We start from the raw sequence: 12,965 nt of genomic DNA, 5'->3' as shown, positions 1-12,965 counted from the left end.
TCAAAACCTTGATTTTTGTCATTTATTCACTCTTCCCTTTTCCCTTTTCCCTCTTCCCTATCTTCATCAAAAGACTTTTTCAGCAACCCCTAAATATCTTATAGAAGTTACGCACTTTTACCAAAAATCAAGGGATTGAGATTCCTTCGCTACTCTCGGAATGACAGAATGTCGTTAGAGGTGAGTAAGTTATATCTTATTCTTGATGCCACATTCCCGAAGGCAAATAAACACCGTTGAGTGTCTTTACCTTTTCTTCTGTCATAAAATAACTCCAAACCTCGTCTATGGCTTGATTAGCTTGATTATAGACAATTATTTTGGCTCGATCGTACTCATTTAAAGGCGAGTTAGGGATTCCCGAATAGCCCTCTAATTTATCAAGATTTTCTAAGTCTTTAAAAGAAGCAAAAGAAAGTACATAACCATAAACTTGATCATTGCCTTCAATCATAGCAGGATAGCCAACAGGTAGGGCGAATAAACTTCCTTTTGTCCAACATTCCTGTTCTTCTATGGTTTTTCCTTCACAAAAAATTTTATAATATTTACCTCTCGGTTTAAGTGTACCGTACACAAAAACTTTGATTATATTTTCTTGATTCATAAGACTAACAACACATATTTCGATCGATAAAATAATCTTAAATGATTTATGAGCCAAGTTTTAAGGCTTCTAAATAAAGCGCATAGGCAAAACCAATTTTTAGGGAGTTTAATAAATCCACCCAAGCAGGTTTTCTGTCAATATCCCTACGACGATATATAATATAACTACTTATCTCCGTAAATAAAAGAAAAAAAAGTGCGATCGTAACATCCCATCTTGCGGCTTGTCCAGCAGTAGCGGATAAAACGTTTGCCAGAAAAAATCCCAATAACAAACAAATAATTATCAGAGATAATTGTCGCCAAGGATTAGTAAAAAAACCAAGAAATTGATTTACTAATCTTTGGATTAATAGATTTAAGCGAGTTTCTTGCATACTTACTTATTCGTCGTTGAGCTTTAGAACTTAATCAATAATTTATCATATTTAAAGTCGAAAAACCAATTTTATTAATTAATAATGAATAATTTTCAATCAGCTTTAGATAACTCTAAAATAACTAAACCGATGTGGTTTTTATGGCTTTTATCGGCGGGATTAATTGCTTTAGATGGTTTTGATTTTTTTATCATCGGTATTGCTTTACCTTTTCTGGAAAAAGACTTTAATTTAAACAGTACAGAAATAGGCTCGATCGCAGTTTCTGCTATTATAGGATCATTAATAGGCTCATTAACTTTAGGGGGAATAACTGACAAAATTGGACGACAAAAAATGTTGTTAATTGATGTGCTTATTTTTATTATTTCTAGTGCAGGTACTGCTTTAGCTTGGAATGCTTTTTCTTTAATTTTTTTCCGTTTTTTAGTAGGTGTTGGTATTGGAGCAGATTATCCTATTAGTGTGGCATATATCACCGAAAATATGCCTTCTCGTTTACGGGGAAGAATGGTGATTGGGGCATTTACTTTTCAAGCTGTAGGAGCATTATTCGGGGCTTTAACTGGTATTATTATCATTAATATTTTTACTCAATTTTTCCCTAATTCCCTTGATATTCTCATTCGTTATGGATGGAGAGGAATGTTAGGAGTTGGTTTATTATTAGCTATTTTGGTGGGGTTTTTACGGTTACAATTTCTCTTAGAAAGTCCTCTTTATTATATTGCGAAAGGAGATTATGAAAATGCTCAATTATCTGCTAGAGAATTGTTAGAAACAGATGTTATTATCACTGCTGAAACTGACGCACAGCCTTTACAAACTAACCTTAATTATCTTTCTTTATTTTCACAAAAATATATTAAAAATACTTTATTAGCTTCTATTCCTTGGTTTTTACAAGATATTGCTACCTACGGTATAGGGATTTTTACCCCGACAATTATTGCGATTTTAGCTTTTAGAAATCATGATGATTTTATTCTACAACAAGTTCGATCGAGCCAAGGTTCTGCTATAGTGGACTTATTCCTAATCATGGGCTTTTTAATCGCTGTTTTATTAGTAGATAAAGTTGGTAGAATTACTCTACAAATAGTTGGTTTTATGGGTATGAGTATCGGTTTAATTTTGTTAGGAATAGCTGGTGATCCTAGTTTAAATCAACACCCTAATTTAATCCTTGTTTTTACGGGATTTTTAGTGTTTAATTTATTGATGAATGCTGGTCCTAATTCTACCACTTTTTTGCTATCAGGGGAGGTTTTTCCTACGGCTATAAGGGCTACGGGGGCTGGTGTTTCCGCTTCGATCGCCAAAATGGGAGCTGTTTTAGGCACATTTTTTCTACCTATTTTACAACACGATTTAGGGGTTTCTAAACTATTATATATTTTAGCAGTATGCTGTTTTATTGCAGGAATTTTAACTTATTTATTAAGAATAGAAACTAGAGGAAAAAGTTTAGAAAATTAATTATAAATTAAAAGTTTATCGTAATGATATAACAGCCTAACACATTTATTAGTTTTGACAATTTTTACTTAAAAATAAGTAAGTATTATTATGCTTATGAAATGCTGATTCTACCAATTAAAACCATTAAAAATCTGCTCCTTTTCCCTTTTCCTTACCTTTATCAAAATACTGTTTGAGCAAACTCTATTTATTATTAATTTAGTAGTGATAAATTTTTATTAATAAAATACAAGATATTCAAAAAAATAAAACTTAGACAAAAATAATAATCAAACTTAGTAAATATTCCGACAAAACTGGTTTATGATCAAGTTTAGGTCAATTCTTCCACAGAATCATCTAATCTGTACATCTTTAAATTAAAAAGGATTGATGATTGTTTTCATAATTTACCCTCAAATCTTAATTTTGTTATGTTTTAATAAACATTTAACGTTTGATTTGTCATAAAACTTATTAGTCTTTTTTTTGCTTCAATCTATATAATTTTCTCTAGACTTTAATAACAAATATAAAACTTCGGATAAAACAATGAAAAAGTATGTAGCTGAGTTAATCGGCACTTTCTGGTTAGTATTGGGCGGTTGCGGTAGTGCCGTTTTAGCCGCTAATTTTGGAGGAGAAGGCAATCCTTTTGGTATCGCTTTTGTGGGAGTTTCTCTTGCTTTTGGTTTGACAGTGTTAACAATGGCTTATGCTGTAGGACACATTTCGGGAGGACATTTTAATCCTGCGGTTTCCTTTGGTTTATGGGCTGGAAAACGTTTTTCTGGTTCAGAATTACTACCCTATATTATTGCTCAAGTAGTAGGGGCAATTTTAGCAGGTTTAATTATCTTAATCATTGCTAGTGGTGCAGATGGTTTTGAATTAAGTGGAAGCAATCCTTTAGCGACTAATGGTTATGGAAATCACTCTCCGGGAGGTTACTCTTTATTATCTGCGTTTGTTACCGAAGTGATAATGACATTTATTTTTCTCATTATTATTTTAGGCTCAACGGATAGGAGAGCGCCTGCGGGTTTTGCACCTATTCCCATTGGTTTAGGTTTAACCTTAATTCACTTAATTAGTATTCCTGTTACCAATACTTCTGTAAACCCTGCTAGAAGTACTGGGGTTGCCTTATTTGCAGGTAATATAGAGATTATCGGACAATTATGGTTGTTTTGGATTGCCCCCATTTTAGGCGCGGTTTTAGCAGGTTATCTTTACTATAGCTATTTTGCTGAGTCTTTACCCCCTGCCCCCTCGGAAGAAGAGTTAGAAATTTAATTGTTTTGAATCTCAATTTTTGAAGACATAAGCTAGTTTGCATTTAAGTCGTCTGATAGAGGTAGGCAACAGGTAAGCGATGAAGTCATGGCAAGGGGTTTAAACCCCTTGTTAATAAAAACTGTAAGTTAAATGCGTCTTAGCTTAGAAGATAGGAGAGATTTACGATCGATAACAAAAAAGTTTCGATCGAGAAAAAGACTATAGGAATCAAGATTTAATAAAATAGACAAGTTTGATGTTAGAGATTGCTTTAGATTGCTTCGTGCCTCGCAATGACAATCCGACTTAACTAAATTATTTAATTTCCATTCCATAGGATAATTTTTAATTCTTAATTCTTACCGCACTTGTTTGAGGCTTTCCACTTTTTTGGTGAATAATTCAGTAAATAAGCTCAATACTGTACGATTTTCCTTAACTTTAATGTTAACACTAATAGACATCCCCGATTGTAAAACCACTGGTTCACCTCTGATAATTAATTCTTGGGCATCTAACTCTACTTTGACAGGGAAACGATAGAAGTTGTAAATTTGATCAGGAGGTAGTGCATCTGAACCCACAAAAAATACTTTTCCTTTAATATCTCCAAATTCGCTATAGGGGAAAGAATCAATGCGCACATCGGCTATTTGCCCGGGTTGCACAAAACCAATGTCTTGGTTGGTGACATAAACTTCGGCAATCAAAGGATTATCCGGACCTGGATCTGGTACTATTTTTAATAGGGCTTCTGATTGTCCACTTTTTGGCACAAATCCGACTCCTGCTTGTAAGTCAAAGACTGTGCCAGATACGGGGGCTTTCAATTCCTGATACTTAATAGTTTGTTTTGCACTACTAATTTGACTACCAATTTCAGCGATGCGTTTTTCATTATCCACAATTACTTTATTGATTTGACTGTCTAATTCGGCAATTCTCTGATTATTTATCGCCATACGATCGCGCACATCCTTTTCTGTTACGGCGATGGTATTTTCAAATTGTTGTTGTGCCTGACGAATGGTAAGACTTAAGCGGGTTTCTTCCTGTTGCAGTTGTTCAATTTCTGCCAGACGAGTTTCAATTTGTTGTTTCTGATTCTCGTATTCGATTTTACCATTGGAGCGTCGATCGACTAAATCTCGTCTTTTGTCTTGTACTTGTTGTCTTTGGCGTTCTATCTGAATGGTTGCCAATGCCCCTTCTTCGGATAAGGGTTGAATACTCTCCAAAATTTCCAAATCTATACGCAAACTTTCTTCGGCTTCTTTGATAGATTGCTCATTACGGAATTGAATTTCTTGAAGTACTCTTCGATCGTTCAATAATTGTTTTTTCGTATCCTCTAATTTAACTCGATTTTGGTCAAGTTGTTTTTGTAGCTGATCAGCTTCCAATTGAGCGGCGTTCGATCGACTATTTAACTCAGCAAAAGCGGCTTGTAAACGAGCAATTTCATCGGATTTTAAACTATTGATATTATAGTTACCCTCCGATAACTGTATTTGATAAAGCCTATTTTCCCCCACTAATTCTGCCCGATTAAGCGCTAAGGCGAGAATTTCAGGGGGTAAATTCAATTCCGATATAGCTTTTTGTATCTCAGAAGGGGTAATAGTAGCATTGATGAGAGTGCGATAAAACTTATTTTCTTGTACTAAAGAATTTCTGATTTTCTGCAAAGATTCTAATTCTGCTTCCGTAGCATCAGAATCAAAAACTAACAATGATTCCCCTTCTTGTATTCTTTGCCCGTCTTCTACGTTAACCTGTCTCACCACTCCACTTAGGGGGGCTTGAATTTCTTTAACCGTAGTTTTGGGTTTAAGTTGTCCTCTAGCCGTTACAACTTGCTCTATTTTAGCTATTGCCGCCCAACTAATAGCAAATACTGTAACTCCTATAATACTCCATGTCATCGTTCTTGACCATATAGGAGATGGTTTAAGAATTACATCTTTTTCAAATTCAGAAATATCTAGGTTAATCTCTGTATCACTGTTTTTATGATTGCCATTGAGAGGATTTCCTTGAGTTTCTAATAAAGAATCTACACTTGTTGTTTTGGTATTACCATTCATCATAATATAATAAGTTTTGAGTTACATAGAAACTGTTAATTGATAACAATTGCAATTTTTTAATTAATTTAATCATTCACCTTTAGCTTATCAATTTTTTCTTGTTACGAGTCCATCTTGTTTACCAAAATTTACGGGTTTGAGATTTCTTGGCTACTTTCGGAATGACAGAATATTGTTAGACTCTATCATTTTTTTTCGAGTTGCTTCAATATCATCATTAATTGATATTAGTTAATGCTTGAGTAATTATTTCTCTATATTCTTCTACTCCATAAAGTTTATAAGCAATATCATCAATTTTTTTTAAAACTTCCTGTTGTCGAATTAATACATTTTCTAAATCACTTTTTCCCACTGCTTCTTCTACTCTTTTCTCGATTAATTCTAACACCCTTAAGTTACTAAATCGATCGAACTCATAACAATTAACCTTTAATATATTAAAAGCAGTTTTCACTAAATTATCTTTACCTTGAGATAGTTTTTTCTTCCCCCTAAATGAAGCATCAAATTCTGTTAAAGATTATAAAGCTGTTTAAACCAACGAAAAAAAGATTGCCCTTTGGGATGCTGTGGATTAAGTATTTTAAATTTTATTGCATCATGTAATTGTCTTCCAGGCTCATCTTGCCATGCCAACCATGTATGAATTTGAGCCTTATCTAAATGGACATCTTTATACGTTGCACCTCTTTTTTTTGCTTCTTGTACCACTTGTTTTGTATATTGCCATAAAAGATTATTTTGGGGATTATTTTCGGTAATTAAATAAGATAAAAAAGTTTCTAACATTCCTTGATTTTGATTATCAGGCATTATCCAAATTCCAAATTTTATTCCTGAATTTAGACGAAAAATAAAACCGTCTTGTGTTAAATTATTAGATAAGCCAAAATCAGAATCTTCTTTTAACAAATTACAAATATTGTTAATGCTTATTATTCTATTTTTAGGTTCATTATCAGCATCAATAACTATTCCTAAATTTTGTAAACGACTTTTTTTCAACTCCGTTTTAATAATATTTATATCTAACAATTTATCTTCACCATTTGCCGATTTTATAAACACAATAGGTTGTTTTTCAGATGTTTCCCAATTAATACCATTTTTTTCAACAAATTCAGGAATAACTCGTTTATCACTATCACCTTCTACTAACAAAATATTAGGATAAATTTTACCTTTACTCATCTTATCTTACCTCAATTTCACGATTAGCTGCGATCGAGATTTCGTTAGTATTAAATAAAATTGATGCTTTTTTATCTACTTCAATACGATGTAAAGTAATCTCATTTTCCCTTATATAGTGAGGATTTTCTTTAGTATTTTTTTGAGTAATTAATTCCCCTAAAGCCATCCAACAATCGCTATTATGAGTAGTCGCAAACACTTGAATATTTAATTTTTTTGAAGTTTCTAAAATTAATTCCCACATTTTTAATAAAGTGGTGAAATGCAATCCCGTATCAATTTCATCTATGAATAAAACACCATTTTTAGTATTTACCATTGCCAAAATAATTTTTAGTAATTGCCAAATACCTTCACCCATACTCGCCACAGAAATTGGTTCGCTGTAGCCATCAAGTAATACTTTTAAACTGTTTTTTTCGGCTTTGTCACTTTTAGTGGTAGCAATTCTTTTAATTTTTGGTTCAATAATTTTAATAGCTTCAATAACAATTTCTTCTAAAGGAGTGAGAGATATTTGATCAAAAGTATTAATTAAATTGCTAATATCATCATAAAAAGGATTAATCAATACATTGTTAATATTTGAATCAAATTGATAAATAAAATTTTTTTTACTTAGATATTTTTGAATATCTGAAGATGTAATTTCTCCTTTAATATTAGTAGGTATTTCTATTAATTTAACTGATTTTTGCTCATTTTTAGACCATAAAAAAGATAAACATAAATTATCAAATATAATTGTTCGATCGAGTTTTTTAATATCTGTATCTATTTCTGGATAATCAGGATTTTGATTTATTAAAATATTTAAGTTATAAACATTACTATTGATAGTAAATATTGCCTTAATACTATTATTATCATTAGGAGAATAATAATTAAAAATATTAAATATATTAAATTTTTTTTCCATTCTTCTTAGAAAATCATTTTCAACAGAAAAAGAGCCTAAATCTATCCAAGAAAACTCTCCCCTATGATTAAAAATATCTAATAAAGAAGGAAAATAAGGATAAGAAATACATAGTTTAATAATTTCTAAAATAGAAGTTTTACCACTATTATTTTCCCCTACTAATAAATTGATTCTACCTAATTGAGATAGTTCAAAATTTTTAAATCCACGATAATTATCAACTTTAAATGATTCAATCATTATCTTAATCTTATTATTAGAATTATTCTGAAATTGATCCCATTTGGAAGTCTAATATACTTTAGTTTATAGCCAAAAAGGAATAGTTCCATCTGTAGCATGAGGACGTAACCCCCTAGAAGCCAAAGTGGATATTTTATCAGCATAATAGGTAGTTACTGGTAATCGAGGGGGACGTTCTGAGCCATAATGTAGTAAAGTTAAGGATAAAACAGAGTGTAAAGCCTCTTTCAAGGGAAAAGGGTTATGAGTACGAATTTTGAGAGGACGTGGTGTACCCATAGTATTCGGGAAATCAGAAGATACTAATAAGGCTTCGGTGTCGCTTAACTTAAAAATACTACCTTTAGGGGCATTGATAACCTTATTATTCTCATTAAGGGCATATAAACGAGGATTACCATTTTTGATAATTTCCACAAAATAAAAAGTAGCATCAATATCTTTACCCCACGCTAATAATGATTCTTTTTCTTGATAGGGTAACTTGCCGTCACGGTGAATAATGATAGTTTTTCCCGAAAATTCTTTCACAGGAAATATATCTTGTAGGATATGAGTCGGGATAATTTCTCCTTCTAACATGGCATCACGAATACTGTATCGTAATAGTTCACCGTTGTTAAAATAAATTCTCGCCATTGCCGCCGCATTAATTGTGCCTTGTAAAGTGGCTTTTTTTTGTCGAGAAACATCTAAACCCACGATTAAATCTGCATAGCGAATGGGGTTAGCTAAAATATAAGGAATAGTTCCCGTTTTTGCTAAAATTCCTAGTAAAATATTTTTAAGAGCGTATTGATTGTTAATAGTTTCTGGTCTAATTACTTGACTTGGAATATCATTTTTTAAGGTAAGATGTTTAAAGTGATCATAAAGTGTCCAGTCACTATTTTTATTATCTATTTTTCCTGCAATAATCGCTACAATAATATCTGGTTTTTGTTGTTTTAAGAGTTCGATCGATCTTTCTAAAGTTGCTCTATTAGGTTGATTAATTACTTCTTCTCCTGCTAATTTTAAGTCATAACCTAAGCCATTTTTGCCTAAGTTATCACGAATACCTATTTTTAATGTGTCTAAATTTAAGTTAGGAAGGGTATTTAAAATAGCAATTCTAATGGTTTTGTTTTGAGAAGGTTTATAAGTACCAAATTTTTTCGCAGAATTAAACACATTTTTGCTATCTTGATGATTATTTCCAAATAATAATTGTGGAGAGTAATCAATACTTTTTTCTGTTCTAAATGAATGATTTTTTTGTGTGGATGAATAATTATCAAAAACTAAACCAGTTGTTTTCAAAAGAGTAAAAATTTCCTTTACATATTCATATCTTTTTTCAGAGGTAATTTGTAATTTTTCACTAACGTTAAGTCGATCGTAGTCTTGATTATACACTCTAATTTTTAAAGCACTAACTACATAATCATAAAAATTTTCGGTTTTAACTACTAATTCATCATTATCAGCTTGATTAATCGTATCCTGCATTTTTGCACTTAAAGGATAACTTAATAATCGTTGTCGGGTGTTATTTTCTCCCAATTTACCGACTATAGAAGTGATTGTCATGGCAGACTGAAAGTCAGGTTTGGTAATGTCGGTAACGTGAAGCCCAATCAATTCATCTGTAGAAGAAATCTTAGTTAAATAATCTTTAAGTGTACCTTTATAGTCTAGTCTTGATTTGAGGGAAATAGACACAGAAGGATGATTATTGACAACGCAACCATATTTTTCACATTCATAGGTGACGATATATTTACCTTTATCTTGAGTTGATTTAGCTAATATTTCTCGAATTTGACGATTAATGTTAATATTACCCAGTAATTTGTGAGTAACAAAATCAGCTATACCTTGGCTAGATGGAGTTATTTTATCATTGAGTTCGATCGACTGAAGGGAATTTTTAAAAATATCATCTTTGCTTTGCCAAAGTTGTGGGATAAAGTCATTAATTTTATCTTGAGTTTGAGGAGAATCTGTGATTAGACATTGATTTATTTTATCCCAATGCCAATGACCTAAAAATTGTTTTTGCAGTTGATAATGAAGTTTTCTGCCGATTTTATCCTTACTTTCTGGAGTAATAGTTTCGATCGAATAAGTGCTAAGTTTAGGTAAAGATTCTATTACGATCGGTAAAATTTCTGTGAATAATTCCATTGTTTATTTTCGATTATACAATATAGTAACACGTTTTTCAATTTATAATAATTTATTGTTTAACTAAATGTCGATCGAGATATTCATCAATAATTTATCATATTGAAAGTAGAAAAACCATTTTTTATGTATCAAAGAAAGATTTATTTTAGGGATACCGACTCGGCAGGAGTTGTTTATTTCTGCAATTTACTGTCTATCTGTCACGAAGCCTACGAAGAATATTTAGCTAATTTAAAAGTTAATTTAAAAGATTTTTTCTCGAATCAATTAATTGCAATTCCCATTATTCATGCAGAAATTGACTTCTTTAAACCTCTTTTTTGTGGTGATTTAATTAATATAACTCTTAACCTGATTTTAATTAATGAAAAAGTTTTTGAAATAGAATATCACGTTTTTAAAGATAATGATTTAGTAGCTAAGGCTTTAACTAAACATATTTGCATCAATCCACAAACTAGAAAAACTCAAGAAATTCCTCTGATTATTAAACAAAGTTTTGACACTTAATCTTATATTAACCTCATAGTAATTATTTTTAGGTTTATACTGAAATTGTTTAAAAATTATACAAAATCTCGATCGAAATCATGTTTGAAAAAATTTTAATTCCTAACCCCTGTGCCGAAAAACCCTCATCCTTAAAACCCCGTAAGGGAGTTATCATCGGTTTAGGGCAAGTGGGCTTGGCTTGTGCCTATTCTCTCTTGATTCAAGATTGTTTTGATGAATTGATATTACAGGATATAGCCGAAGAAAAATTGGCAGGAGAAGTAATGGATTTCTCTCACGGAATGCCTTTTCTTGCACCAACAGACTTAAAAGCTGGTACAGTTGCCGATGAAGGAAGAAATGCAGACGTTGTAATTATTACCGCAGGAGTCGCCCAAAGAGAGGGAGAAACCCGTTTAAGTTTAGTGGAACGCAATATTGCTATTTACAAAAGTATTTTAGAAGATGTCGTCAAATATTGTCCTGATTGCATTATTTTGGTAGTGAGTAATCCTGTTGATATTCTTACTTACGTCACCTTAAAAATCACGGGTTTTCCTAGTTCTAGGGTCATCGGTTCTGGTACAGTATTAGATAGTGCTCGTTTTCGAGCTTTATTGGCTCAGGAAATGGGTATTGATGCTCGTAGTGTTCATGCCTATATTATTGGTGAGCATGGAGATAGTGAAGTAGCAGTGTGGAGTAGTGCCAACGTGGGTGGCATGAAAATTGTACCAGACGGTTGGGATAATTTGAATCAAGATGAGCAGAATAAGTTATCCGAGATTTACTTAAATGTAAAAAATGCAGCCTATGAGATTATTCAACGCAAAGGCTATACTTCCTATGCGATCGGACTGGCGACAACGGATATTGTCAAGGCAATTCTCAATTCTCAAGAGCGTATTTTAACCGTTAGTGGTTTGATGACAGGGTTATACGGCATTGAAGATGTGTGTTTAAGTGTTCCCCGTGTAATTAATGAGCGAGGTATTTTAAAAACTGTTAATCTAACTTTGAGTGATACAGAAGAAAAGTTATTGGTGGATTCTGCTAGGGTTTTACGGGAAGTGTTCGATCGAGTTACTTTTTAATTGTCAAAGTAAAATTCTTCTTTCAATTCCCTTGCCATGAGATTTTTAACCGCAATTTCAGGGGTGATTTTTTCTTGTAATAATAAATAGATTTGGTAAGTAATGGGTACAGAAATATGTTGTTTTTGTGCTAGTTTAATTAAAACATTAGTGGTGTTGATTCCCTCTGCTGTGCCTTCTAATTGGGCTAAAATTTCTGGAAGTGTCTTGCCTTTTGCCAATCCAAAACCTACTTGATAATTACGGGATAAGTGACTGTCGCTGGTGGCTAATAAATCTCCTAATCCTGATAAACCGAAAAATGTCTCTACCCGTGCGCCTAATTTCACCCCTACCCTAATCATTTCTGGTAATGCCCTTGTCAGTAAGGCGGCTTTTGCATTTGTGCCTAATTCTAAACCATCACATACTCCCGATGCGATCGCCATCACATTTTTTAATGTACCACCTAATTCTGTGCCAATGGGATCATCATTGACATATACTCTAAAAATATCAGAAGCAAAAACACTTTGCACTAATTCCGCCGAAGTACTATTTTTGCTAGATACCACCGTAGCCGCAGGTAAACCCCTTTGGATTTCTTTGGCTAGATTCGGACCTGATAGCACTACTATAGGATTATGGGGAAATGCTTTGTGCCAAATTTGCGAAGGAGTGTAGGTGGTTTCTAAGTCTAATCCTTTGGTAGCCGTGACAATAATTATATCAGGGTTGAGATCGATCGAACCTAAAGTAGTAATAACATCTTTAACGCCCTTCATCGACACCGCCGAGATGATTATATCTGCATCCTTTACCATAGTTGCTAAGGAGTCTTTAACGCTACGACTCCATAACTGATATTGGTGGTTCGATCGATTTAATAAGTAACCAATAGTATTACCCCATGCTCCTCCACCGATAATAATAATTTTTTCATTGCCCATAGTTGATAATAAGCTAGTTTACATTTAAGTTTATTGGTGATGGTAGGGAAAAGGGAAAAGGGAAAAGGGAAAAGTTATGTAAAATTAATTATCTTCAA

General features: G+C 32.6%; 13 protein-coding genes. 4 read left to right on the top strand and 9 right to left on the bottom strand.

The window, feature by feature from the left end; translation table 11 throughout:
• Positions 1-196: 196 nt before the first annotated feature.
• Positions 197-664, bottom strand: coding sequence for a gamma-glutamylcyclotransferase family protein (locus ACN4EE_RS08705; protein WP_431706036.1), 468 nt, complete (start codon positions 662-664; stop codon positions 197-199).
• A complete protein-coding gene (locus ACN4EE_RS08700; protein WP_431706035.1) occupies positions 654-986 on the bottom strand; it encodes a DUF565 domain-containing protein in 333 nt (110 codons plus the stop codon). The genes ACN4EE_RS08705 and ACN4EE_RS08700 overlap by 11 nt, the downstream gene beginning before the upstream one ends.
• An 84-nt stretch (positions 987-1,070) precedes the next feature.
• Between ACN4EE_RS08700 and ACN4EE_RS08695 the strand changes: the two genes are divergently transcribed.
• On the top strand, positions 1,071-2,468 hold the full coding sequence (locus ACN4EE_RS08695) for an MFS transporter (RefSeq protein ID WP_431706034.1): 1,398 nt from the start codon (positions 1,071-1,073) through the stop codon (positions 2,466-2,468).
• A 534-nt stretch (positions 2,469-3,002) separates the two neighbouring features.
• Complete coding sequence (gene aqpZ, locus ACN4EE_RS08690) at positions 3,003-3,746, top strand: aquaporin Z (RefSeq protein ID WP_431706033.1); 744 nt, start codon at positions 3,003-3,005, stop codon at positions 3,744-3,746.
• A 128-nt stretch (positions 3,747-3,874) separates the two neighbouring features.
• On the opposite strand, the gene ACN4EE_RS08685 is transcribed toward aqpZ, so the two are convergent.
• From ACN4EE_RS08685 to ACN4EE_RS08660, 6 genes are all read right to left on the bottom strand, one after another.
• Positions 3,875-4,063, bottom strand: coding sequence for a hypothetical protein (locus tag ACN4EE_RS08685; RefSeq protein ID WP_431706032.1), 189 nt, complete (start codon positions 4,061-4,063; stop codon positions 3,875-3,877).
• 24 nt (positions 4,064-4,087) lie between these two features.
• A complete protein-coding gene (locus tag ACN4EE_RS08680) occupies positions 4,088-5,818 on the bottom strand; it encodes an HlyD family efflux transporter periplasmic adaptor subunit (protein ID WP_431706031.1) in 1,731 nt (576 codons plus the stop codon).
• A gap of 217 nt (positions 5,819-6,035) precedes the next feature.
• Entirely contained in the window at positions 6,036-6,275 is a 240-nt protein-coding gene (locus ACN4EE_RS08675) for a hypothetical protein (RefSeq protein ID WP_431706030.1), read from the bottom strand.
• Between the two features lie 59 nt (positions 6,276-6,334).
• The gene (locus ACN4EE_RS08670; RefSeq protein WP_431706029.1) at positions 6,335-7,012 is read right to left on the bottom strand and encodes a DUF3226 domain-containing protein; all 678 of its coding nucleotides are present in this window, start codon (positions 7,010-7,012) and stop codon (positions 6,335-6,337) included.
• A 1-nt stretch (position 7,013) separates the two neighbouring features.
• On the bottom strand, positions 7,014-8,177 hold the full coding sequence (locus ACN4EE_RS08665; protein ID WP_431706028.1) for an AAA family ATPase: 1,164 nt from the start codon (positions 8,175-8,177) through the stop codon (positions 7,014-7,016).
• A 66-nt stretch (positions 8,178-8,243) separates the two neighbouring features.
• A complete protein-coding gene (locus tag ACN4EE_RS08660) occupies positions 8,244-10,349 on the bottom strand; it encodes a Piwi domain-containing protein (RefSeq protein WP_431706027.1) in 2,106 nt (701 codons plus the stop codon).
• A 126-nt stretch (positions 10,350-10,475) separates the two neighbouring features.
• Between ACN4EE_RS08660 and ACN4EE_RS08655 the strand changes: the two genes are divergently transcribed.
• Both ACN4EE_RS08655 and ACN4EE_RS08650 read left to right on the top strand, forming a co-directional pair.
• On the top strand, positions 10,476-10,862 hold the full coding sequence (locus ACN4EE_RS08655; protein ID WP_431706026.1) for an acyl-CoA thioesterase: 387 nt from the start codon (positions 10,476-10,478) through the stop codon (positions 10,860-10,862).
• Between the two features lie 80 nt (positions 10,863-10,942).
• The gene (locus tag ACN4EE_RS08650) at positions 10,943-11,938 is read left to right on the top strand and encodes an L-lactate dehydrogenase (RefSeq protein WP_431706025.1); all 996 of its coding nucleotides are present in this window, start codon (positions 10,943-10,945) and stop codon (positions 11,936-11,938) included.
• On the opposite strand, the gene ACN4EE_RS08645 is transcribed toward ACN4EE_RS08650, so the two are convergent.
• The gene (locus ACN4EE_RS08645; protein ID WP_431706024.1) at positions 11,935-12,867 is read right to left on the bottom strand and encodes an NAD(P)H-dependent glycerol-3-phosphate dehydrogenase; all 933 of its coding nucleotides are present in this window, start codon (positions 12,865-12,867) and stop codon (positions 11,935-11,937) included. The two genes, ACN4EE_RS08650 and ACN4EE_RS08645, sit on opposite strands and share 4 nt — an antisense overlap.
• Positions 12,868-12,965 lie beyond the last annotated feature (98 nt).

The organism is Geminocystis sp. CENA526 (genome assembly GCF_050753365.1).
In the GTDB taxonomy this organism is placed as follows: domain Bacteria; phylum Cyanobacteriota; class Cyanobacteriia; order Cyanobacteriales; family Cyanobacteriaceae; genus Geminocystis.
This window is presented reverse-complemented; position numbering and strand designations above follow the sequence as displayed.